Source organism: Citrobacter sp. KTE30, from assembly GCF_000398825.1.
Lineage (GTDB): Bacteria > Pseudomonadota > Gammaproteobacteria > Enterobacterales > Enterobacteriaceae > Citrobacter > Citrobacter freundii.
Map to the genome: position 1 here is coordinate 278482 of NZ_KB976056.1, position 22519 is coordinate 301000.

Consider the following 22519-nt stretch of genomic DNA (forward strand, 5'->3'; position numbering starts at 1 on the left):
AGCCCTCTTGGGTAAAAACATTGATGAAGGTTAATACTATGAAAGCATTACATTTTGGCGCAGGTAATATCGGTCGTGGCTTTATCGGCAAACTGCTGGCGGACGCGGGGATACAGCTGACGTTCGCGGATGTAAATCAGGTCGTGCTCGATGCCCTGAATGCCCGTCATAGCTATCAGGTTCATGTCGTAGGTGAAAACGAACAGGTTGATACCGTCTCCGGCGTCAACGCCGTGAGCAGCATCGGCGATGATGTCGTCGACCTGATTGCCCATGTAGATTTAGTCACTACCGCCGTCGGTCCGGTCGTGCTTGAGCGTATCGCTCCGGCCATCGCCAAAGGGCTGGTTAAACGCAAGGCACAGGGCATAGCTACTCCGCTGAATATCATCGCCTGTGAAAACATGGTGCGCGGAACGACCCAGTTGAAAGGCCATGTAATGAACGCGCTGGCAGATGAAGACAAAGCCTGGGTTGAAGAACATGTTGGCTTCGTCGATTCCGCCGTGGACCGCATTGTTCCGCCTTCGGCTTCAGCAACCAATGACCCGCTAGAAGTTACCGTAGAAACCTTCAGTGAGTGGATTGTCGACAAAACACAGTTCAAAGGTGAACTACCAAATATCCCAGGAATGGAATTAACTGATAACCTAATGGCATTTGTCGAACGTAAACTCTTCACGCTGAACACCGGGCATGCTATAACCGCGTACCTCGGAAAATTGACCGGTCATCAGACCATCCGTGACGCGATTCTCGACGAGAAAATCCGCGCAGTGGTAAAAGGTGCGATGGAAGAGAGCGGCGCGGTACTGATCAAACGCTATGGTTTTGATGCAGCAAAACATGCGGCATACATTCAGAAAATCCTCGGTCGCTTTGAAAACCCGTATCTGAAAGATGACGTTGAGCGCGTGGGTCGTCAGCCGCTGCGTAAGCTGAGCGCGGGAGATCGTCTGATTAAACCGCTGCTGGGTACGCTGGAGTATGGTTTGCCGCATGCGAATCTGGTTATCGGTATTGCGGCAGCGATGCACTATCGCAGCGAAGAAGATCCGCAGGCACAGGAACTGGCCGCGCTGATTGACGAAAAAGGTCCACAGGCCGCGCTGGCGCAAGTTTCCGGGCTGGATGCCAACAGCGATGTCGTGCTTGAGGCTGTTAACGCGTATAACGCAAAGAAATGATGCAGGACCTGGCGCAGGATATCCTGCGCCTGAATAATAGATTGTCAGATATGCAGGCAATAATGGAACAAACGCAGGCCTTTGAAAATCGTGTGCTTGAGCGTCTGAATGCTGGCAAAACCGTACGCAGCTTCCTCATCACCGCCGTAGAACTGCTCACCGAGGCGGTGAATATTCTTGTGCTTCAGGTATTTCGCAAAGACGACTATGCGGTGAAATATGCTGTAGAACCACTGCTTGACGGCGACGGTCCGCTGGGCGATCTTTCCGTTCGCCTGAAGCTCATCTACGGTCTGGGCGTACTCAGCCGGCCGGAGTATGAAGACGCCGAGCTTCTGATGGCGCTGCGGGAAGAGTTAAACCATGACGGCAATGAATATGCGTTCACCGACGATGAAATTCTTGGTCCGTTTGGCGAACTCCACTGCGTGACGGCACTCCCGCCGCCACCGCAGTTTGATACCTCAGACTCAGGTCTGCACGCGATGCAGATCCAGCGCTACCAGCAGATGGTGCGCTCCACGATGGTACTTTCCCTGACCGAGCTGATTTCTAAAATCAGCTTAAAAAAAGCCTTTCAAAAATAAGACGATGCTTGCTTATTTCTCTTCCTGCTGCGGTCGATAAAGCTGCCGATAGTACGCCAGACGTTGCAGATACAACTGCGCATTCTCCTGCGGTATTTCAGAAGGGACAACGTTGCGTGGCGGTGTTTTATTCAGATACTCGCGAAAAGCCTGGCTTGAAGCCATAAAATCGACCGTCTTATCAATTAGAGCCGAAACGTTCTCACCTATTTTCGCCATAATCTTCCCTCCTCCATGTATTAACCGCGCTCAGCCTGCGCGGTTGATCATTTAAGTTTAGGATCGGTTTGGCAATTACATTAAGGAAAACGTGCTTCACTATGAACCCGCCAACAAAATGCGCCATGGTCGATCTTATCGCTTAAAATTCCTTATTAATCAAAATAGTAATATTTTCATTAGCTGAATAATACTTGCAACATTTGATTATTTATCTTCGATTAGTTGTGAATAATCCCGCTCTGCGCGCATACTATAGGATATTCATCCTATTTTTATCAGAAGCTATCCTATGAAAGAAGTCGAAAAAAACGAAATTAAACGCCTGAGCGATCGTCTGGACGCTATCCGCCACCAGCAGGCTGACCTGTCTCTGGTTGAAGCCGCCGACAAATATGCCGAGCTAGAGCAAGAGAAAGAAACTCTGGAAAACGAGATTGCGCGTCTGCGTGAAGTCCATGGTCAGAAGCTGAGCAAAGAAGCGCAAAAGCTGACGAAACTCCCTTTCCGTCGTACCATCACCAAAAAAGAACAGGCCGACATGGGCAAGCTGAAGAAGAGCGTGCGCGGCCTGATTGTCGTTCACCCGATGACCGAGCTTGGCCGTGAAATGGGCCTGAAAGAGATGACGGGCTTCGCGAAGAGCGAGTTCTGATCTCCCACCGGGCAACATCCGCTTGCCCGGTCCTTCACTTCCCCCTCGCAATTGGCCCTACCAATTTTAGCCAGATCATACCAGCACCTCACATTTCATTAAAATTTGCGTACAATACCGTTGCCAATAAATAACATTTGATTAACCATTCATTGTCATTACCCCTACACAACAATATTGGCAGGGCCACTTTTACACATAATGTGACGAAGATTTGAGCAAAGACTCATTCCATTATGTCGGCGGCCCCCAGGAGACCTGCAATGAATCTCTGGCAACAGAACTACGACCCGGCCGGTAACATCTGGCTTTCCAGTCTGATCGCATCGCTCCCCATCCTGTTCTTTTTCTTCGCCCTGATTAAGCTCAAGCTGAAAGGCTACGTTGCGGCGTCATGGACGGTGGTGATCGCTTTGTCGGTCGCCCTGCTGTTTTACAAAATGCCGGTCGATCACGCTCTGGCATCCGTAGTGTACGGTTTCTTCTACGGTCTGTGGCCAATTGCCTGGATCATTATCGCCGCGGTATTCGTCTATAAAATCTCGGTAAAAACCGGGCAGTTCGACATTATCCGCTCCTCGATACTCTCGATTACCCCAGACCAGCGTCTGCAAATGCTGATTGTCGGTTTCTCCTTTGGGGCATTCCTCGAAGGGGCGGCAGGCTTCGGTGCTCCGGTAGCGATTACCGCCGCGCTGCTGGTTGGCCTTGGCTTTAACCCACTGTATGCGGCAGGCTTGTGCTTAATCGTAAACACCGCTCCAGTCGCTTTTGGGGCAATGGGCATTCCGATTCTGGTTGCCGGTCAGGTTACCGGGCTGGACAGCTTCGAGATTGGCCAGATGGTGGGCCGTCAACTGCCGTTCCTGACCATTATCGTGCTGTTCTGGATTATGGCGATTATGGATGGCTGGCGTGGCGTGAAAGAAACCTGGCCTGCGGTGATGGTCGCTGGCGGCTCGTTTGCTATCGCGCAGTATCTCAGCTCTAACTTTATCGGACCGGAACTGCCGGACATCATCTCTTCTCTGGTTTCCCTGGTCTGTCTGACGCTGTTCCTGAAGCGCTGGCAGCCGGTACGCATCTTCCGCTTTGGTGATATGGGCGCTTCGCAGGTCGATATGGATCTGTCGCGCACCCGCTACACCGCCGGGCAAATCATCCGAGCCTGGTCGCCGTTCCTGTTCCTGACAGCTACCGTCACGCTGTGGAGCATACCGCCGTTTAAAGCGCTGTTTGCGCCAGGCGGCGCGATGTACCACTGGGTGGTCAATATTCCGGTTCCGTTCCTCGACAAGCTGGTTGCCCGTATGCCGCCGGTCGTACACGAAGCCACAGCCTACGCGGCGGTGTACAAATTTGACTGGTTCTCCGCGACCGGTACCGCAATACTGTTTGCCGCCCTGCTGTCCATCGTCTGGCTGAAGATGAAGCCGTCTGCTGCGCTTCAGACCTTTGGTAGCACGCTGAAAGATCTGGCGCTACCTATCTACTCCATCGGGATGGTGCTGGCATTCGCGTTTATCTCTAACTACTCCGGGCTTTCATCCACCCTGGCATTGGCCCTGGCTCACACCGGCAGCGCATTTACCTTCTTCTCGCCGTTCCTTGGCTGGCTGGGGGTATTCCTGACTGGATCCGACACCTCATCAAACGCACTGTTTGCCGCCCTACAGGCTACGGCCGCTCAGCAAATCGGTGTTTCGGATGTATTGATGGTGGCTGCAAATACCACCGGCGGCGTGACCGGAAAAATGATCTCTCCGCAATCTATCGCTATCGCCTGTGCGGCAGTGGGATTAGTGGGAAAAGAGTCTGACCTGTTCCGCTTTACCGTGAAGCACAGTCTGATTTTCACCTGCATGGTGGGTGTGATTACCACACTGCAGGCCTATGTCTTAACCTGGATGATTCCATGATAGTGATGCCCAGACGCTTGTCAGACGAGGTCGCATCTCGTGTGCGGGCGCTGATTGAAGAACAACAGCTGGAAGCGGGCATGAAGTTGCCCGCTGAGCGCCAGCTGGCCGTACAGCTTGGCGTGTCGCGCAATTCGCTACGCGAGGCGCTAGCAAAGCTGGTAAGTGAAGGCGTGCTGATTAGCCGTCGTGGCGGTGGGACGTTTATCCGCTGGCAGCATGAAGCGTGGTCCGAACAAAACATTGTTCAGCCACTGAAAAGCCTGATGGCGGATGACCCTGATTACAGCTTCGATATTCTCGAAGCCCGCCACGCCATCGAAGCCAGTACCGCCTGGCACGCAGCGATGCGTGCCACTGCTGCCGACAAAGAGAAGATCAGGCTCTGTTTCGAGGCCACACAAAGCGAAGATCCAGATCTCGCCTCGCAGGCAGACGTTCGCTTTCATCTCGCCATTGCAGAGGCCTCACACAACGTGGTGCTGTTACAGACCATGCGCGGTTTCTTCGACGTATTGCAGTCTTCGGTGAAACAGAGCCGCCAGCGTATGTACCTCGTGCCGCCCGTATTTTCACAACTGACGGCACAGCATCAGGCCGTACTGGATGCGATTGTTGCCGGAGATGCCGACGGCGCGCGTAAAGCGATGATGGCGCACCTCAGTTTTGTCCACACCACGATTAAACGATTTGATGAAGATCAGGCCCGCCAGGCGCGAATCACCCGCCTGCCCGGTGACCCTAGTGAGAATAGCAGGGAGAACAACACATGATTATTTCAGCAGCCAGCGACTATCGCGCCGCAGCCCAGCGCATCCTACCCCCCTTCTTGTTCCACTATATTGACGGTGGGGCGTATGCAGAGCACACTTTGCGCCGTAACGTGGCAGACCTGTCGGAGGTGGCCCTTCGCCAGCGCGTGCTGAAGAATATGTCCGACCTGAGCCTGGAGACAAAACTGTTCGACGAAACGCTCTCCATGCCGGTGGCCCTTGCACCTGTCGGTCTGTGCGGCATGTATGCGCGTCGGGGCGAAGTTCAGGCCGCCGCCGCCGCTGATGCCAAAGGCATTCCGTTTACGCTTTCCACAGTATCCGTATGCCCGATTGAAGAAGTCGCCCCGACTATCAAGCGTCCGATGTGGTTTCAGCTGTATGTTCTGCGCGATCGCGGCTTTATGCGTAACGCCCTGGAACGAGCTAAAGCGGCAGGTTGCTCCACGCTGGTCTTTACCGTCGATATGCCAACACCTGGCGCACGCTACCGTGATGCCCATTCCGGGATGAGCGGCCCAAATGCGGCACTACGCCGCTACTGGCAGGCTGTCACCCATCCACAGTGGGCATGGGACGTTGGCCTGAACGGTCGCCCGCATGATTTAGGCAATATCTCGACCTATCTTGGCAAACCCACCGGCCTTGAAGACTACATCGGCTGGCTGGCGAATAATTTCGATCCGTCGATTTCCTGGAAAGACCTCGAGTGGATCCGCGAATTTTGGGATGGTCCGATGGTGATCAAAGGGATCCTCGATCCTGAAGATGCTCGCGACGCCGTACGCTTCGGCGCTGATGGCATCGTTGTCTCTAACCACGGTGGTCGCCAGTTAGACGGCGTGCTGTCTTCAGCTCGCGCGTTACCCGATATTGCCGATGCGGTAAAAGGCGATATCACCATTCTGGCAGACAGCGGGATCCGCAACGGTCTGGACGTCGTACGCATGATTGCGCTGGGTGCGGATAGTGTTCTGCTGGGACGTGCTTATCTGTACGCGCTGGCAACCCACGGTCAGGCCGGGGTAGCGAATCTGCTGAATCTGATCGAGAAAGAGATGAAGGTGGCAATGACCCTGACCGGTGCAAAATCGATTAGCGAAATCAGTCATGATTCGCTGGTACAAGAACTGGGAAAAAACCTGCCTGCTGCGCTGGCACCTCTGGTTCAGGGTAGCGCGGCGTAACAATATCCCCATAAAACCCACTTTCTGCATGGTCGGTCTGTTCTCAGTCCGGCCATTTTTTATCCAAAAATAACGACCAGTTAACATTTATAACCAATATATTTGACAACTTTTTATCCACCTGTCAGATGTATATACAAGCTAATACAAGGGCGAAATATACAGATAACAACCATCATAACGGGCGAGGGTAACATGGCTTATTCCGGAAAAGTGAATATCCAGCAGGCGATAGATGACAGTCCTTTTTCGCGCTTCCACTGGGTCATTATTGTCCTGGGTTTTCTGGTCCTGGCCATCGACGGCTTCGATACGGCGGCGATGGGCTATATTGCGCCCACGCTCTCAGCCGACTGGGGCATCAAGAAACAGGATCTCGGACCGGTGTTAAGCGCCGCGCTATTGGGCCTGTCATTTGGTGCACTGCTGGCCGGGCCGATTTCCGATCGTATGGGCCGTAAACGCGTGCTGGTCTTTTCCTGTCTGTTTTTTGGCCTCGCCAGTCTGGGAACTGCCTATGCCCAGACGCTGAATATGCTCACATTTTGGCGCTTTCTCACCGGGCTGGGTCTTGGCGCGGCAATGCCCAATGCCATCACCCTGGTGTCAGAATTTGCACCAAAACGCTGTCGTTCAATGGCGATTAACACCATGTACTGCGGCTTTCCGTTAGGGGCTGCAGGCGGCGGGGTGATCTCCTCCTGGCTTATCCCCAACTACGGCTGGCACAGCGTCCTGCTTGCCGGTGCGATCGCCCCGCTGGCCCTCACCGTATTGTTGGTGCTGTTCCTGCCGGAGTCGGTGAAGTATCTGGTTCACCGCGGTAAAGGGGTTGCACAGGTTAAACGCATTGCTCAACGCTTTATATCGGGAAGTCTGGAACAGGTTACCCAGTTTTATCTGGATGAAGACCGCGTCACGGTCAAAAAAGGCAGCGTGGCACAGCTATTCAGTATGCCCTGGCTTCCGGGCACGCTGATGCTCTGGATGACCTACTTTATGGGATTGGTTATCTATTACGTGCTGCTGAGCTGGATGCCAACGCTGATGCTGGGAATGGGCTATCCGCTGGCTGAATCCGCCTGGCTGACGTCACTGTTTACCTTCGGCGGTACTGCGGGGATCCTGCTGGCCGGTTGGTTAATGGATCGCTGGGAAGCACATAAAGTGGTGTCACTTGGCTTTATTCTGACGATGCTGTTTGCCCTCGCTCTCGGGTTTGAACATAACCATATCATCCTGTTCGGCGCACTGATCTTCCTGATGGGGATTACCATGAACGGCGCGCAGTCCGGGCTGCAGACGCTGGCCGCCACGTTTTATCCAACCCACTGCCGCGCAACGGGCATTGCCTGGATGCAGGGCGTGGGCCGCTTCGGTGGCGTAGCCGGAACGATGATGAGCGCCCAGTTGCTTTCCCTGCAATGGCAGGCAGACAGTATATTAATGTTCCTCAGCCTTCCGGCGCTGATTGCGGCTGCCGCAACGATTTACAAACTGCAACGCTATAAACCGCACGCGCTGACCGTCGCATAGTACCCGCTCTTTCTGCTATTCTGCCCCCCGTTATCAAGGGGGCAGTATGCTTAACATCGTTTTATTCGAACCAGAAATCCCGCCAAATACCGGCAATATTATCCGTCTTTGCGCCAACACCGGCTTTCGTCTGCATATTATTGAGCCAATGGGCTTTACCTGGGACGACAAGCGCCTGCGTCGCGCGGGGCTGGATTACCATGAGTTTACCGCCGTGCTGCGCCACCCTGATTACGCCAGCTTCGTCGCCGCAGAAAATCCGCAACGTCTGTTTGCCCTGACCACCAAAGGTACGCCAGCGCATAGCGCGGTAAGCTATCAGGACGGGGATTATCTGATGTTTGGCCCGGAAACTCGCGGTCTGCCATCCAGCATCCTCGACGCGCTGCCAGCCGAACAAAAAATTCGAATTCCGATGATGCCGGACAGTCGCAGCATGAACCTGTCAAATGCGGTGTCGGTGGTGGTGTATGAGGCCTGGCGCCAGTTAGGTTATCCCGGCGCGGTATTGCGTAGTTGATTTTTGTCGGATGGCGGCTGACGCCTTATCCGACCTACGAGATTTGTAGGCCCGGTAAGCACTGCGCCGCCGGGCATAGCTCGAAATCAGATGCCATCGCCGTATTCGAAAGTATGATGTATCCCGTTGAAATGCTGATCCATATCCATAGATGGTTTATCGCTGTCAGGCTTACCGACGATGCGTGCAGGTACGCCTGCCGCAGTGGTATGCGGGGGTACCGGTTGTAAAACCACGGAACCTGCGCCAATCTTCGCGCCGCGCCCGACTTCAATGTTGCCGAGAATTTTTGCTCCCGCGCCAATCATTACACCTTCACGAATTTTCGGATGACGATCGCCGCCGGCTTTACCGGTCCCGCCGAGCGTGACGGATTGCAGAATAGAGACATCATTTTCAATCACTGCCGTTTCACCGACCACAATGCCGGTTGCGTGATCGAGCATAATCCCACGGCCAATTTTTGCCGCCGGATGAATGTCTACCTGGAAGGTAACGGACACCTGATTTTGCAGGAAGATCGCCAGCGCCTGACGCCCCTGATGCCACAGCCAGTGACCGATACGGTAGGCCTGAAGCGCATGAAAACCCTTCAGGTACAGAAGTGGGGTGGAATATTTATCGACAGCCGGGTCACGCGTACGTACCGCCTGAATATCACAGGCCGCTGAGGCAATCATTTCAGGATCGGCGGCATAGGCCTCTTCCACGACTTCGCGAATCGCAATGGCGGGCATGATTGGAGAAGCGAGTTTATTCGCCAGCATATAGCTTAGCGCACTGCCGAGATTTTCATGTTTGAGCAGCGTTGCGTGGTAAAAACTGGCCAACATTGGCTCACATTCCGCCAGTGCCCGGGCTTCCGCTTTAATGTTTTTCCAGACGATATCCAGTTCTTCACACGGCATTGCGTACTCCAGAAGGTAGCAAAACGACCGACCCGTTCTTCGCGGGTCGGGTCGTTAGATTGAAACGGTTCCTTACGGCTAGTGGCTGCTTCGCTCGTCCTTGCGCGCACGACCTAATAACGTCAATGCTGCCTCGCGCGCGTTTTTTCCGCAATACAATACTTGATAAATTTCCTCGGTTATTGGCATCTCGACACCAAAACGGTGCGCCAATTCACGAACTTCTTTCGTATTGCGATAGCCTTCAACCACCTGACCAATCTTGTCCTGCGCGCCCTGCACGTCCATACCCTGGCCGAGCATCATGCCAAAACGACGGTTACGCGACTGGTTGTCGGTACAGGTCAGCACCAGATCGCCTAAACCCGCCATCCCCATAAAGGTGGCAGGATCGGCACCCAGCGCCGCGCCAAGGCGAGACATTTCGGTCAGTCCACGGGTGATCAATGCGGTACGCGCATTCGCGCCAAAACCGATGCCGTCAGACATCCCCGCACCAATCGCAATGACGTTTTTCACCGCGCCGCCAAGCTGCACGCCAATGAAATCCGGGTTGCTGTAAACGCGAAAGCTTTTGCCGCAGTGCAGCAACTGCTGGAGATCGTCAGCAAAGGCGTCGTCCGTCGAGGCCAGAGAAATCGCCGTCGGCATGCCCGCAGCCAGCTCTTTGGCGAACGTCGGGCCGGAAATAACCGCCAGTGGAATTGAGTCCCCCAGCGCTTCACGCGCGACGTCCTGCAGCAGACGCCCCGTTTCCGCCTCCAGACCTTTTGTCGCCCAGACCAGTCGTGCGTCAGGACGCATCAATGGTTTGATGTTTCGCAGCACTTCGCCAAAGACGTGGCTCGGCACCACCACCAGAATATTACGACTGGCGGCCAGCGCAGTGGCTAAATCACTTTCCAGGCGCAGTGTGTCAGGAAAAGGCACATCAGGAAGGAACGCGACGTTGCAGCGATCGTGCTCAAGGGTCGCGATATGTTTCGGATCATGGCCCCACAGGACAACCTGATGGCCATTTCTTGCCAGGGTGATGGCAAGAGCGGTGCCGTACGAGCCGGCACCAATCACAGTCATTGAAGCATTACTTTGGTTCATCAGGCATCCTGATGTTCTTCAGTACCTTCGCCAGCCTGCTGCTGTAAATAGTTCATGAACAGCGCATCAAAGTTGACCGGCGCAAGGTTCAGTTGCGGGAACGTACCGCGTGATACCAGGCTGGTGATGCATTCACGGGCATACGGGAACAGAATGTTCGGGCAGTATGCGCCCAGGCAATGCGCCATCTGAGTCCCTTCGATACCACTGATGGAGAAAATACCGCCCTGCTGAACTTCGCACAGGAACGCAGTTTCTTCACCCAGGGAAGCCGTTACGGTGACACGCAGCACTACTTCATACACGTCATCTGCCAGTTGGGTAGATGCGGTATCAAGATCAAGTTTAACCTCTGGCTGCCAATCTTTCTGGAAAACATGCGGTGCATTTGGCGCTTCGAAAGACACATCCTTGGTATAGATACGTTGGATCTGGAAAGCCATTTCAGTGTTATTTTGTTCTGACATGTTTAGAAAACCCTTAGTGTTGTCCTTTAAATACTTTCAGTACGCCTTATTGCAGCAGGGGATCCAGTCCACCACGCGCATCCAACGCATACAAGTCGTCACAACCGCCAATGTGCTGTGCATCAATAAAAATCTGCGGAACCGTCGTACGGCCACTGCGCTTGATCATCTCTTCACGCTTTACGGCATCGCCGTCAATCGGAAGCTCCTGGAAACTCACACCCTTGCTGTTCAACAGCGCTTTTGCGCGATGGCAAAACGGGCAGGTTGCTTTGGTGTAGATCTCAATATTGGCCATGACTTATCTCCAGTGTTCTTTTTACCCTGCGGCATGAAAGAAGATGGGTAAATTACTTGCCGCGAACCAGTGGCAGATTCTCACCACTCCAGCCCGCTACGCCGTCTTTCAGTACGGATACTTGCTCAAAACCGGCTTTAATCAGCGCAGTTGCTGAATCCTGGCACTGCATGCCTGAACCATCAACCACAATCACAGGTTTGTTTTTGTGTTTTTCAAGTTCGCCAAAATTGTTGGCTTTGATTTCGCTCGGCAGCAGGTTAGTGGAGCCTGCGATATGGCCTTTGCGGAAGTCGTCGCGCTGGCGTAAATCCACAACAACGGCGTCTTCTTTGTTGATGAGACGTGTAGCTTCGCCGCGAGTAATCACCTTCACTTTTGAGGTCAGGCTCTTAAACGTGGTAAATAATACAGCCGCCAGTAACGCAATCCAGGCGATACTCAAGACAGGGTGGCGACTAACAAATTGCATAATTTCTTGCATGGGGGGTAACAACTCCCGACTCAGTGATTAAAAAAACCAGGAAAGGAGTATACCTGCGCGTTGGCGCAAATACAGCCAGAGCGTGCATTGGATTGCATTTTTGCGGGGCGCTACGGAAAAAAAAATGTAAATCGGTGTTCCCCCTGGCACGCGATCCCCCATTATTTGATCTTCGGGGGCTACTTTATCGATTCAGCTGTAGTAAAATTACGCAATTATTTTTTATCTCTTGAGTGTGAGGTTGTCGCAATGTCGGTTTCTAAAAAACCTATGGTACTGGTGATTCTGGATGGCTACGGCTATCGCGAAGACAGCCAGGATAACGCCATTTTTAGTGCTAAAACCCCGGTAATGGATGCGCTGTGGGCAAAACGTCCGCATACCCTGATTGATGCGTCTGGTCTGGAAGTCGGCCTGCCCGATCGCCAGATGGGCAACTCCGAAGTGGGTCACGTCAACCTGGGCGCGGGCCGTATCGTGTATCAGGACCTTACCCGTCTGGACGTTGAAATCAAAGAACGTACTTTCTTCGCTAACCCGGTGCTGACCGATGCGGTCGACCAGGCAAAAAATGCCGGGAAAGCGGTACACATCATGGGTCTGCTCTCTGCTGGCGGCGTTCACAGCCACGAAGATCACATCATGGCGATGGTAGAAATGGCCGCTGAACGCGGCGCTGAAAAAATCTATCTGCACGCTTTCCTTGATGGTCGTGATACCCCGCCGCGCAGCGCTGAACATTCACTGCAGAAATTCGAAGAGAAATTTGCCGCGCTGGGCAAAGGCCGCGTAGCGTCCATCATCGGTCGTTACTACGCTATGGACCGCGACAACCGTTGGGATCGCGTAGAACAGGCTTACGATCTGATGACGCTGGCGAAGGGCGAGTTCCAGTTCGCTACGGCGGTTGAAGGTCTGCAGGCTGCTTATGCCCGCGACGAGAACGACGAATTCGTCAAAGCAACCGTGATCCGTGCCGAAGGTCAGGCAGATGCTGCTATGGAAGATGGCGATACGCTGATTTTCATGAACTTCCGTGCTGACCGTGCGCGTGAAATCACCCGTGCGTTTGTTAACGCTGATTTCGACGGCTTCGCCCGTAAGAAAGTCGTTAACCTCAACTTTGTGATGCTGACCGAATACGCGGCAGACATCAAAACTGCGGTTGCTTACCCACCAGCATCTCTGGCCAACACCTTTGGTGAGTGGATGGCGAAGAACGAAAAAACGCAGCTGCGTATTTCCGAAACTGAAAAATATGCGCACGTGACCTTCTTCTTCAACGGCGGCGTAGAAGAGCCGTTCAAAGGCGAAGACCGCATCCTGATCAACTCTCCGAAAGTTGCGACCTACGATCTGCAGCCGGAAATGAGCTCTGCTGAACTGACTGAGAAGCTGGTTGCAGCGATTGAGAGCGGTAAATACGACACCATCATTTGTAACTACCCGAACGGCGACATGGTTGGTCACACCGGGGTGATGGAAGCAGCGGTTAAAGCGGTTGAAGCGCTGGATCACTGCGTTGAGCAGGTGACTAAAGCGGTTGAGTCCGTTGGCGGCCAGTTGCTGATCACCGCAGACCACGGTAACGCAGAGCAGATGCGCGATCCGTCCACCGGTCAGGCACATACTGCACATACCAACCTGCCCGTTCCGCTGATTTATGTCGGTGGTAAGAACGTCAAAGCAGTCGAAGGCGGCAAACTTTCTGATATCGCCCCGACGATGCTGACGCTGATGGGTATGGAAATCCCGCAAGAGATGACTGGTAAGCCGCTGTTCATCGTGGAATAATCCCTCCCCATGAGGGGAAAGGCGATTAATACCATCACTCGGGCCGTGAAACCGCGTAAGTTTTCAGTCAGGCCCTTGTTCTACGCCAGCGCGCTTAGCGCTGGCGTATTGCTGTGCGCCTTTTCCGCCCACGCGGACGAACGCGACCAGCTCAAATCTATTCAGGCCGATATCGCGGCAAAAGAACGCGCGGTACGCCAACAGCAACAACAACGTTCCACTCTCCTCGCTCAGCTTAAAGCTCAGGAACAAGCCATCGCCGTTGCCGCAAGGCAGTTACGCGAAACGCAGAACTCACTGGCACAACTGAACGCGCAAATCGCAGAGATGAACGCAGCACTCGCGAAGCTGGAAAAGCAACGAGCAGCGCAAGAGCGCAGTCTGGCAGCCCAGTTAGACGCCGCGTTTCGCCAGGGTGAACACACCGGTATTCAGCTCATCCTTAGCGGCGAAGAAAGCCAGCGCGGACAGCGCCTGCAAGCCTATTTCGGCTACCTGAACCAGGCGAGGCAAGAAACTATCGCGCAGCTGAAACAAACGCGCGAAGAGGTCGATTCGCAAAAAGCCGAGCTGGAAGATAAGCAGAGCGAACAGCAGACCCTGCTGTACGAACAACGCGCTCAGCAGGCTAAGCTGGAGCAGGCGCGTAACGAACGCCAGAAAACACTGGCGGGTCTTGAGTCCTCGATTCAACAGGGCCAGCAGCAACTGGGCGAAATGCGCGCTAACGAATCCCGTCTGCGCAACAGCATTGCTCGCGCCGAAGCTGCGGCCAAAGCGCGCGCGGAACGTGAAGCGCGCGAGGCGCAGGCCGTACGTGATAAGCAGAAGGATGCGTCACGAAAAGGCTCGACCTACAAGCCGACCGAAAGCGAAAAATCACTGATGTCCCGTACCGGCGGCCTGGGTTCGCCGCGCGGCCAGGCATTCTGGCCCGTTCGTGGCCCAACACTGCATCGTTATGGCGAACAACTGCAGGGTGAGCTACGTTGGAAGGGGATGGTTATTGGCGCATCCGAAGGCACCGAAGTTAAAGCCATTGCCGATGGTCGCGTCATTCTGGCGGACTGGTTGCAGGGCTATGGCCTGGTGGTCGTCGTTGAGCACGGTAAAGGCGATATGAGCCTGTACGGTTATAACCAGAGCGCACTGGTCAGCGTCGGTACGCAGGTTCGCGCCGGGCAGCCTATAGCACTAGTGGGTAGCAGCGGCGGTCAGGGCAGGCCGGCACTCTATTTCGAAATTCGTCGCCAGGGTCAGGCGGTCAATCCACAGCCGTGGTTGGGAAGATAAGTTTTGCCACAACAATTTCGTCGTCTACTACTCTCTCTCGCCAGCCTGCTGGCCTTCGCAACACCTGTTTTTGCTGGCAAACTCGCCATCGTCATTGATGATTTCGGCTATCGCCCACACACTGAAAACCAGGTACTGGCGATGCCTTCTACCATCTCCGTTGCCGTTCTGCCTAACGCCCCACATGCGCGTGAAATGGCAATCAAAGCGCATAACAGCGGGCATGAAGTCTTAATCCATCTGCCAATGGCACCGCTGAGCAAGCAGCCGTTAGAGAAAGATACTTTACGCCCTGAAATGAGCAGCGAAGAGATTGAGCGAATTATTCGCGACGCGGTAAGCAAAGTACCGAATGCGGTCGGTCTGAACAACCATATGGGCAGCGCGATGACCTCCAGCCTGTTTGGCATGCAGAAGGTGATGCAGGCGCTGGAACGCTACGATCTCTACTTCCTGGACAGCATGACCATTGGTAACAGCCAGGCAATGCGCGCAGCGTCAGGAACCGGCGTGAAGGTCATCAAACGCAAAGTCTTCCTGGATGACACGCAAAACGAAGCCGATATTCGCCGTCAGTTTAATCGTGCCGTCGAGCTGGCGCGCCGCAACGGTTCCGCAATCGCCATTGGCCATCCTCACCCGTCTACGGTTCGTGTCCTGCAACAGATGCTGTATAGCCTGCCAGCCGACATCACGTTGGTTCGCCCAAGCAGCCTGCTCAATGAACCGCAGGTGGATACCTCCAGACCAAACCTCACGCCACCGAAGAACGGTACACCTGATGCGCCGCGTAATCCTTTCCGCGGGGTGAAATTATGCAAACCGAAGCAGCCGTTAGAGCCAGTGTACGCCAGCCGCTTCTTCAGCGTGCTCGGCGAAAGCATTACCCAAAGCACGCTGGTGCAGTATATGCGCCTGCAGTGGCAGGGCTGGCAATAATCACTCTTTGCTATCCAGCGTTAAATGAGCCAGGCGGCGCGGCGTCAGTGCTTTATCGCGCCACTGGCTAAAGCGGATAGCCCACAACAGCACCTGATAACCCAGCTTAACGCTGCAAATATTGCTTACCATACGCTTGAACATACCCGACACGAATACTTCAGCAATCATGCGCTGGCGGATTTTCTCGTCCGGTTCTTTACGTATGCAATGACAAACGCGTAGCGCTTCGTAAATCACCTGCTGTTTGAATTCCGGGTAAATGGGAATACGCCCAGCGTAGTCGTGATTCATCTTATCCAGCAGACGGGTAATTTTGATGTAGTGGCGCTGGTAAGCGAGGTTTTTCAGCCCGGTGCGCGGCAGACGGCTAACAGATGCGCCGTGCAGGAAGTATTTATACAGAGGGATTTCCGTGTAACGCGCGCGCTTCGCATTAAACATAAACTCCGTCGTCCAGATAATATCCTGGTGATGCAGGCCAGACAGGAAGGTCAGCCCCGCGTCGCGGATAGTCTGATGACGATAAACGCCCATCCAGACAACGTGTCGCCAACGGCGGCTGGCTAACGCTTTGCGTAACCAGTCTGGCCCGGTCATCACGCCGGTAGAACGAATACGATCGGTAGGAATGGATGCCCAAGTGTGGCCGGTTTCCGCAATACACCAATCAGCGTTGCACTGCGCAACATCCAGGTTGTCTTTCAGCGCCATAGTCATCAGCGTTTCATACATTTCCGGGTAGGCAATATCATCGCCGTCTACGTACGCAATGTACTCCCCCCTGGCGACTTTCATCCCGGTATTGCGCGCCGCCGAAACGCCCCCATTGCGCTGGTGCAGCAGATGAACGTGCGGATAACGATCCGCATAAGACTGAGCAAGCTCCGCAGAGTTATCCGTAGAGCCATCATTAACAATGATGATCTCCAGGTTCTTCCAGGTTTGCGCAATCAGCGAATCCATACACGCAATGAACGGTTCACCCGTGTTGTAAAGCGGCATAATGACGCTCAGGAGACCAGGGATATAGGTCATATCAAATCCAGCCAGACAATAGAGTAATCGGCACTTTTTAGCATATTAAGCGGTAGATTTTCAGAAAAAATTATTAATTCTTTAGCGGAAAATGCGCCGGGCGGGAGAGATTGTGCAGGCAAAAAACGCCCCGGATGATTAATGATAATCAACATCCGGGGACAACACACAGAATCCACAGGGTGGATACGGTTAATCCCAGCTCAGGATCACTTTCCCTGACTGGCCTGAACGCATCGCGTCAAAGCCCTGCTGGAATTCATCGATGGAGAATCGATGGGTGATGATCGGCGACAAATCCAGACCAGACTGGATCAGTGCAGCCATTTTGTACCATGTCTCAAACATCTCACGACCGTAGATACCTTTAATAAACAGTCCTTTAAAGATAACTTTCGTCCAGTCGATGGACATATCAGATGGCGGAATACCCAGCATAGCAATACGGCCACCGTGATTCATGGTGTCCAGCATAGCGCGAAACGCTGGCGGCGCCCCGGACATCTCCAGGCCCACATCAAACCCCTCGGTCATACCCAGTTCAGCCATCACGTCGGTCAGATTCTCTTTCGATACGTTGACCGCGCGAGTGATACCCATTTTGCGCGCCAGCTCAAGGCGATACTCATTAACGTCGGTGATCACCACGTGGCGTGCGCCAACGTGCTTCGCGACCGCCGCCGCCATAATACCGATTGGACCCGCACCGGACACCAGTACATCTTCCCCAACCAGATCGAACGACAGCGCCGTGTGCACTGCATTACCGAACGGATCGAAGATAGACGCCAGGTCGTCGGAGATATTGTCCGGGATTTTAAATGCGTTAAATGCCGGGATCACTAGGTACTCCGCAAAGCAGCCCGGACGGTTTACACCGACACCGGTGGTATTGCGGCACAGGTGAGTACGTCCACCGCGGCAGTTACGGCAATGTCCGCAGGTGATATGACCCTCACCAGAAACACGATCGCCGATTTTAAAGCCTTTAACTTCCTGGCCGATGCCAACAACTTCGCCGACATATTCATGCCCAACGACCATCGGTACTGGGATGGTTTTTTGCGACCATTCATCCCAGTTATAAATGTGAACGTCAGTCCCGCAGATGGCTGTTTTACGGATTTTAATCAGCAAATCGTTATGACCGACTTCCGGTTCAGGAACGTCAGTCATCCAAATGCCCTCTTCCGCTTTCAGTTTGGATAACGCTTTCATTTCACATCCTCAGGCAATAACGCCCAGTTGTTTACCAATGCGTGTGAACGCCTCAACAGCACGCGTAATCTGCTCAGGGGTATGCGCCGCAGACATCTGGGTACGGATACGCGCCTGGCCTTTTGGAACCACCGGATAGAAGAATCCGGTAACGTAAATCCCCTCTTTTTGCAGTTCACGAGCAAAGTCCTGCGCGATCACTGCATCACCCAACATCACCGGGATAATCGCGTGATCGGCACCGGCCAGAGTAAAGCCAGCGGCAGACATTTGCTCACGGAACTGACGTGCGTTCGCCCACAGGCGGTCGCGCAGGTCACTGCCAGCTTCAACCATTTCCAGCACTTTAATGGAGGCCGCAACAATCGCTGGCGCCAGTGAGTTGGAGAACAGATAAGGACGGGAACGCTGACGAAGCCACTCAACAACTTCTTTGCGCGCTGCGGTGTAACCACCGGATGCGCCGCCGAGTGCTTTACCCAGCGTACCGGTGATGATGTCCACGCGACCCATCACGTCACAGTATTCATGGGAGCCACGACCATTTTCGCCGACAAAACCGACGGCATGGGAATCATCAACCATGACCAGCGCGTCGTATTTATCCGCCAGATCGCAAACGCCTTTCAGGTTAGCGATCACACCATCCATAGAGAACACGCCATCAGTGGCGATCAGGATATGACGAGCGCCCGCTTCACGTGCTTCTTTCAGGCGAGCTTCCAGCTCGACCATATCGTTGTTGGCATAACGGAAACGTTTTGCTTTACACAGACGAACGCCATCAATGATAGAAGCGTGGTTCAGGGCATCGGAAATAATTGCGTCTTCTGCGCCCAGCAGCGTTTCAAACAGGCCGCCATTGGCGTCGAAGCAGGAAGAGTAAAGGATGGCATCTTCCATACCGAGGAATGCCGCCAGTTTTTGCTCCAGTTGCTTATGGCTATCCTGGGTACCGCAAATAAAGCGAACCGAAGCCATACCAAATCCGTGAGAATCCATACCCGCTTTTGCCGCTGCAATCAGCTCCGGGTGGTTGGCCAGTCCCAGATAGTTGTTCGCACAAAAGTTAATAACGTGGCTTCCGTCCGCCACGGTGATATCTGCCTGCTGGGCAGATGTAATAATGCGCTCTTCTTTAAACAATCCTTCCGCACGTGCGGTGTCGAGATCGTTGGTTAACTGTTTGTAAAAATCCCCACGCATTTCAATTCTCCAGACTGGGCAAATTTCAGCACATATTACCCAAAGCTATACGTTGATACGAGATGACGCATCATCACTTCTTCAAAATGAAGCATAAATCACGTGTACCCGCACGGCTTATCGGTGAATGGCTGAAGCCTGAGCCATGTAGTGATATGATAGAAAGTATTCGTGTCTGAGATTGTCTCTGACTCCATAATTCGAAGGTTACATTTATGATCATCGTTACCGGCGGCGCGGGCTTTATCGGCAGCAACATCGTTAAGTCCCTGAATGATAAAGGCATCACCGACATCCTGGTGGTGGACAACCTGAAAGACGGCACCAAGTTTGTTAACCTGGTGGATCTGAATATTGCTGACTACATGGACAAGGAAGACTTCCTGATCCAGATTATGGCCGGGGAAGATTTCGGCGATATCGAAGCTATTTTCCACGAAGGCGCATGCTCTTCCACCACCGAGTGGGACGGCAAGTATATGATGGATAACAACTATCAATACTCCAAAGAGCTACTGCACTACTGCCTGGAGCGTGAAATCCCGTTCCTGTACGCGTCCTCTGCCGCCACCTATGGCGGTCGCACTTCTGATTTCATCGAATCCCGTGAATATGAGAAACCGCTGAACGTCTATGGCTACTCAAAATTCCTGTTCGACGAGTACGTTCGTCAGATCCTGCCAGAAGCCAACTCTCAGATTGTTGGCTTCCGCTATTTCAACGTCTACGGACCGCGTGAAGGCCATAAAGGGAGCATGGCGAGCGTCGCTTTCCACCTCAATACTCAGCTTAACAATGGCGAAACACCAAAACTGTTCGAAGGCAGCGAAAACTTCAAACGTGATTTCGTTTACGTTGGCGATGTGGCTGCAGTGAACCTGTGGTTCCTGGAAAACGGGGTATCCGGCATCTTTAACCTCGGTACTGGTCGTGCGGAATCTTTCCAGGCCGTTGCTGACGCAACGCTGGCGTACCACAAAAAAGGCAGCATTGAGTACATTCCATTCCCGGAAAAACTGAAAGGCCGCTACCAGGCGTTTACTCAGGCAGACCTGACCAACCTGCGCGCCGCGGGCTATGACAAGCCGTTTAAGACCGTTGCTGAAGGCGTAACGGAATATATGGCCTGGCTGAACCGCGACGCATAAGGCAGGCAATCTATGAGGATTCTGGTGGTTGGCCCATCTTGGGTGGGCGACATGATGATGTCGCAAAGTCTCTATCGCACGCTCAAGGCGCGCTATCCCCAGGCGATAATCGACGTGATGGCACCTGCATGGTGCCGTCCGCTGTTATCGCGGATGCCGGAAGTCAATGAAGCGATCGCGATGCCGCTTGGGCATGGCGCTCTGGAAATTGGTGAACGGCGTAAGCTCGGTCATAGCCTGCGTGAGAAGCGCTATGACCGCGCTTATGTGCTGCCTAACTCGTTTAAATCCGCGCTGGTGCCCTTTTTTGCAGGTATTCCGCATCGTACCGGTTGGCGTGGTGAAATGCGCTACGGCCTGCTCAACGATGCGCGCGTGCTGGATAAAGACGCATGGCCGCTGATGGTCGAACGCTATGTGGCCCTGGCCTACGATAAAGGCGTGATGCTGTCGGCTAAAGATTTGCCGCAACCTCTGCTGTGGCCACAGTTGCAGGTCAGCGAAGGTGAAAAGTCTCTGACCTGTAGCCAGTTCTCCCTTTCTGCCGAACGCCCCATCATCGGTTTTTGCCCAGGTGCGGAATTTGGTCCGGCGAAACGCTGGCCACACTACCATTATGCTGAACTGGCAAAACAGCTGATCGACGAAGGTCATCAGATTGTGCTGTTTGGCTCGGCAAAAGATCATGAAGCCGGAAATGAAATCCTGGCAACGTTAAGCGTTGAGCAGCAGGCCTGGTGTCGTAATCTGGCGGGCGAAACGCAGCTGGAGCAGGCCGTTATTCTGCTTGCCGCCTGCAAAGCGGTCGTCACCAACGACTCTGGATTAATGCACGTTGCCGCAGCGTTGAATCGACCTCTGGTAGCGTTGTATGGCCCAAGTAGTCCGGACTTTACCCCGCCGTTGTCGCACAAAGCGCGGGTCATTCGTCTGATTACGGGCTATCACAAAGTGCGCAAGGGCGATGCGGCTGAAGGCTATCACCAAAGCCTGATTGACATCACACCCCAGCGTGTACTGGAAGAACTCAACGACCTGTTGTTACAAGAGGAAGCCTGACGGATGCGGGTTCTGATCGTTAAAACGTCGTCTATGGGCGATGTTCTGCATACGTTGCCCGCATTAACCGATGCGCAGCAGGCTATTCCGGGTATTCAATTTGATTGGGTGGTGGAAGAAGGATTCGCGCAGATCCCTTCCTGGCATGCAGCCGTTGACCGGGTCATCCCAGTGGCGATTCGCCGCTGGCGTAAAGCCTGGTTTTCAGCGCCGATTAAAGCCGAGCGTAAAGCGTTTCGCGATGCGGTACGTTTGCAGCAGTATGACGCGATAATTGATGCGCAGGGCCTGGTTAAGAGTGCGGCGTTAGTGACGCGTCTGGCACGTGGCGTCAAGCATGGTATGGACTGGAGTACGGCCCGCGAGCCGCTGGCTAGCCTGTTTTATAATCACAAACATCACATTGCCAAACAGCAGCATGCGGTAGAACGTACGCGTGAATTGTTCGCCAAAAGTCTGGGATATGCCAAACCGCAGTCGCAGGGTGATTACGCTATCGCTCAGCATTTTGTGAATGAATGTAATGCTGATACAGGCCAATATGCCGTATTTCTGCATGCCACAACACGTGATGATAAGCACTGGCCAGAAGCCAACTGGCGGGAGCTGATTGGGCTGTTAAATAATACGGGCATCCGTATTAAACTCCCCTGGGGCGCCCCTCATGAAGAAGAGCGCGCCAAAAGGCTGGCGGAAGGTTTTCCCTACGTTGATGTCCTGCCGCGGATGAGTCTGGAAGAGGTTGCTCGCATCCTGGCGGGAGCAAAATTTGTGGTGTCGGTTGATACAGGTCTCAGCCATTTAACCGCCGCATTGGATCGCCCCAATATTACGTTGTATGGCCCGACAGACCCGGGATTGATTGGTGGATATGGGAAGAATCAATACACACAGCAGAGCCATTCCGGAAAATTGCAGGATCTGGACGCAAGCTTAGTCAACGTATCGCTAATTGATAATAATTTGCTTTAACTTTAAGAGACGAA

The 22519-nt window shown here is 53.6% G+C and carries 23 protein-coding genes; 14 read left to right on the plus strand and 9 right to left on the minus strand.

The genetic code is table 11. The features are described 5' to 3' along the window. Positions 1-38: 38 nt before the first annotated feature. Positions 39-1187, plus strand: coding sequence for a mannitol-1-phosphate 5-dehydrogenase (mtlD, locus tag WC1_RS02095; protein ID WP_003024180.1), 1149 nt, complete (start codon positions 39-41; stop codon positions 1185-1187). Next, positions 1187-1774: a mannitol operon repressor MtlR gene (mtlR, locus tag WC1_RS02090; RefSeq protein WP_003024179.1), complete on the plus strand. Its 588-nt coding sequence runs from the start codon at positions 1187-1189 to the stop codon at positions 1772-1774. The genes mtlD and mtlR overlap by 1 nt, the downstream gene beginning before the upstream one ends. Positions 1775-1786: 12 nt before the next feature. Here mtlR and WC1_RS02085 read toward each other — a convergent pair whose 3' ends face one another. Continuing rightward, on the minus strand, positions 1787-1993 hold the full coding sequence (locus WC1_RS02085; RefSeq protein WP_003024176.1) for a hypothetical protein: 207 nt from the start codon (positions 1991-1993) through the stop codon (positions 1787-1789). A gap of 292 nt (positions 1994-2285) precedes the next feature. Between WC1_RS02085 and WC1_RS02080 the strand changes: the two genes are divergently transcribed. From WC1_RS02080 to trmL, 6 genes are all read left to right on the plus strand, one after another. Next, positions 2286-2648 (plus strand): YibL family ribosome-associated protein, encoded by a 363-nt coding sequence (locus tag WC1_RS02080; protein ID WP_003024174.1) that lies wholly within the window; start codon positions 2286-2288, stop codon positions 2646-2648. Positions 2649-2911: 263 nt separating this feature from the next. Next, positions 2912-4567: an L-lactate permease gene (lldP, locus tag WC1_RS02075; RefSeq protein ID WP_003837651.1), complete on the plus strand. Its 1656-nt coding sequence runs from the start codon at positions 2912-2914 to the stop codon at positions 4565-4567. Continuing rightward, positions 4564-5340: a transcriptional regulator LldR gene (lldR, locus tag WC1_RS02070; RefSeq protein ID WP_016151162.1), complete on the plus strand. Its 777-nt coding sequence runs from the start codon at positions 4564-4566 to the stop codon at positions 5338-5340. The genes lldP and lldR overlap by 4 nt, the downstream gene beginning before the upstream one ends. Further along, positions 5337-6527 (plus strand): FMN-dependent L-lactate dehydrogenase LldD, encoded by a 1191-nt coding sequence (gene lldD, locus WC1_RS02065; RefSeq protein ID WP_016151163.1) that lies wholly within the window; start codon positions 5337-5339, stop codon positions 6525-6527. Before lldR ends, lldD begins: the two co-directional genes overlap by 4 nt. A 195-nt stretch (positions 6528-6722) precedes the next feature. Next, on the plus strand, positions 6723-8063 hold the full coding sequence (locus WC1_RS02060; protein ID WP_016151164.1) for an MFS transporter: 1341 nt from the start codon (positions 6723-6725) through the stop codon (positions 8061-8063). A 46-nt stretch (positions 8064-8109) separates the two neighbouring features. Continuing rightward, positions 8110-8583 (plus strand): tRNA (uridine(34)/cytosine(34)/5-carboxymethylaminomethyluridine(34)-2'-O)-methyltransferase TrmL, encoded by a 474-nt coding sequence (gene trmL / locus WC1_RS02055; RefSeq protein WP_016151165.1) that lies wholly within the window; start codon positions 8110-8112, stop codon positions 8581-8583. Positions 8584-8669: 86 nt separating this feature from the next. Here trmL and cysE read toward each other — a convergent pair whose 3' ends face one another. From cysE to WC1_RS02030, 5 genes are all read right to left on the minus strand, one after another. Next, a complete protein-coding gene (gene cysE, locus WC1_RS02050; protein WP_003024160.1) occupies positions 8670-9491 on the minus strand; it encodes a serine O-acetyltransferase in 822 nt (273 codons plus the stop codon). Between the two features lie 78 nt (positions 9492-9569). Next, complete coding sequence (gene gpsA / locus WC1_RS02045; RefSeq protein WP_003844543.1) at positions 9570-10589, minus strand: NAD(P)H-dependent glycerol-3-phosphate dehydrogenase; 1020 nt, start codon at positions 10587-10589, stop codon at positions 9570-9572. Then, positions 10589-11056, minus strand: coding sequence for a protein-export chaperone SecB (gene secB, locus WC1_RS02040; RefSeq protein ID WP_003024155.1), 468 nt, complete (start codon positions 11054-11056; stop codon positions 10589-10591). Before secB ends, gpsA begins: the two co-directional genes overlap by 1 nt. Before the next feature lie 46 nt (positions 11057-11102). After that, on the minus strand, positions 11103-11354 hold the full coding sequence (gene grxC / locus WC1_RS02035) for a glutaredoxin 3 (protein WP_003844542.1): 252 nt from the start codon (positions 11352-11354) through the stop codon (positions 11103-11105). 52 nt (positions 11355-11406) lie between these two features. Continuing rightward, entirely contained in the window at positions 11407-11838 is a 432-nt protein-coding gene (locus tag WC1_RS02030; protein ID WP_003024148.1) for a rhodanese-like domain-containing protein, read from the minus strand. A gap of 249 nt (positions 11839-12087) precedes the next feature. On the opposite strand from WC1_RS02030, the gene gpmM reads away from it, so the two are divergent. From gpmM to WC1_RS02015, 3 genes are read left to right on the plus strand one after another with little or no spacing between them, the layout of a single operon-like run. Next, a complete protein-coding gene (gpmM, locus tag WC1_RS02025; protein WP_003837640.1) occupies positions 12088-13632 on the plus strand; it encodes a 2,3-bisphosphoglycerate-independent phosphoglycerate mutase in 1545 nt (514 codons plus the stop codon). 33 nt (positions 13633-13665) lie between these two features. Then, a complete protein-coding gene (gene envC / locus WC1_RS02020; protein WP_230122419.1) occupies positions 13666-14925 on the plus strand; it encodes a murein hydrolase activator EnvC in 1260 nt (419 codons plus the stop codon). A 3-nt stretch (positions 14926-14928) separates the two neighbouring features. Continuing rightward, positions 14929-15864: a divergent polysaccharide deacetylase family protein gene (locus WC1_RS02015; RefSeq protein WP_003024138.1), complete on the plus strand. Its 936-nt coding sequence runs from the start codon at positions 14929-14931 to the stop codon at positions 15862-15864. On the opposite strand, the gene WC1_RS02010 is transcribed toward WC1_RS02015, so the two are convergent. The 3 genes from WC1_RS02010 to kbl form a co-directional block, all read right to left on the minus strand. Beyond that, positions 15865-16902 carry a glycosyltransferase gene (locus WC1_RS02010; RefSeq protein ID WP_003024135.1) on the minus strand — a complete coding sequence of 346 codons (1038 nt, stop codon included), beginning with the start codon at positions 16900-16902 and terminating at the stop codon, positions 15865-15867. Between the two features lie 192 nt (positions 16903-17094). Continuing rightward, positions 17095-18120 (minus strand): L-threonine 3-dehydrogenase, encoded by a 1026-nt coding sequence (gene tdh / locus WC1_RS02005; RefSeq protein WP_003024132.1) that lies wholly within the window; start codon positions 18118-18120, stop codon positions 17095-17097. Between the two features lie 9 nt (positions 18121-18129). After that, the gene (gene kbl, locus WC1_RS02000) at positions 18130-19326 is read right to left on the minus strand and encodes a glycine C-acetyltransferase (RefSeq protein ID WP_003837635.1); all 1197 of its coding nucleotides are present in this window, start codon (positions 19324-19326) and stop codon (positions 18130-18132) included. 215 nt (positions 19327-19541) lie between these two features. On the opposite strand from kbl, the gene rfaD reads away from it, so the two are divergent. From rfaD to rfaC, 3 genes are read left to right on the plus strand one after another with little or no spacing between them, the layout of a single operon-like run. After that, positions 19542-20474, plus strand: coding sequence for an ADP-glyceromanno-heptose 6-epimerase (rfaD, locus tag WC1_RS01995; protein ID WP_003827312.1), 933 nt, complete (start codon positions 19542-19544; stop codon positions 20472-20474). Positions 20475-20486: 12 nt separating this feature from the next. Further along, on the plus strand, positions 20487-21533 hold the full coding sequence (gene rfaF / locus WC1_RS01990) for an ADP-heptose--LPS heptosyltransferase RfaF (protein WP_003837632.1): 1047 nt from the start codon (positions 20487-20489) through the stop codon (positions 21531-21533). A gap of 3 nt (positions 21534-21536) precedes the next feature. Beyond that, complete coding sequence (gene rfaC / locus WC1_RS01985) at positions 21537-22505, plus strand: lipopolysaccharide heptosyltransferase RfaC (protein ID WP_016151167.1); 969 nt, start codon at positions 21537-21539, stop codon at positions 22503-22505. The last annotated feature ends 14 nt before the right edge of the window (positions 22506-22519 follow it).

Coding starts and splice junctions, on each gene's coding strand:
- secB (WP_003024155.1), bottom strand. CDS start 11,056: ATGTCAGAACAAAATAACACTGAAATGGCTTTCCAGATCCAACGTATC.
- kbl (WP_003837635.1), bottom strand. CDS start 19,326: ATGCGTGGGGATTTTTACAAACAGTTAACCAACGATCTCGACACCGCA.
- WC1_RS02085 (WP_003024176.1), bottom strand. CDS start 1,993: ATGGCGAAAATAGGTGAGAACGTTTCGGCTCTAATTGATAAGACGGTC.
- tdh (WP_003024132.1), bottom strand. CDS start 18,120: ATGAAAGCGTTATCCAAACTGAAAGCGGAAGAGGGCATTTGGATGACT.
- lldP (WP_003837651.1), top strand. CDS start 2,912: ATGAATCTCTGGCAACAGAACTACGACCCGGCCGGTAACATCTGGCTT.
- gpmM (WP_003837640.1), top strand. CDS start 12,088: ATGTCGGTTTCTAAAAAACCTATGGTACTGGTGATTCTGGATGGCTAC.
- rfaD (WP_003827312.1), top strand. CDS start 19,542: ATGATCATCGTTACCGGCGGCGCGGGCTTTATCGGCAGCAACATCGTT.
- lldD (WP_016151163.1), top strand. CDS start 5,337: ATGATTATTTCAGCAGCCAGCGACTATCGCGCCGCAGCCCAGCGCATC.
- rfaF (WP_003837632.1), top strand. CDS start 20,487: ATGAGGATTCTGGTGGTTGGCCCATCTTGGGTGGGCGACATGATGATG.
- mtlR (WP_003024179.1), top strand. CDS start 1,187: ATGCAGGACCTGGCGCAGGATATCCTGCGCCTGAATAATAGATTGTCA.
- WC1_RS02060 (WP_016151164.1), top strand. CDS start 6,723: ATGGCTTATTCCGGAAAAGTGAATATCCAGCAGGCGATAGATGACAGT.
- WC1_RS02010 (WP_003024135.1), bottom strand. CDS start 16,902: ATGACCTATATCCCTGGTCTCCTGAGCGTCATTATGCCGCTTTACAAC.
- rfaC (WP_016151167.1), top strand. CDS start 21,537: ATGCGGGTTCTGATCGTTAAAACGTCGTCTATGGGCGATGTTCTGCAT.
- WC1_RS02080 (WP_003024174.1), top strand. CDS start 2,286: ATGAAAGAAGTCGAAAAAAACGAAATTAAACGCCTGAGCGATCGTCTG.
- mtlD (WP_003024180.1), top strand. CDS start 39: ATGAAAGCATTACATTTTGGCGCAGGTAATATCGGTCGTGGCTTTATC.
- grxC (WP_003844542.1), bottom strand. CDS start 11,354: ATGGCCAATATTGAGATCTACACCAAAGCAACCTGCCCGTTTTGCCAT.
- WC1_RS02030 (WP_003024148.1), bottom strand. CDS start 11,838: ATGCAAGAAATTATGCAATTTGTTAGTCGCCACCCTGTCTTGAGTATC.
- gpsA (WP_003844543.1), bottom strand. CDS start 10,589: ATGAACCAAAGTAATGCTTCAATGACTGTGATTGGTGCCGGCTCGTAC.
- lldR (WP_016151162.1), top strand. CDS start 4,564: ATGATAGTGATGCCCAGACGCTTGTCAGACGAGGTCGCATCTCGTGTG.
- cysE (WP_003024160.1), bottom strand. CDS start 9,491: ATGCCGTGTGAAGAACTGGATATCGTCTGGAAAAACATTAAAGCGGAA.
- trmL (WP_016151165.1), top strand. CDS start 8,110: ATGCTTAACATCGTTTTATTCGAACCAGAAATCCCGCCAAATACCGGC.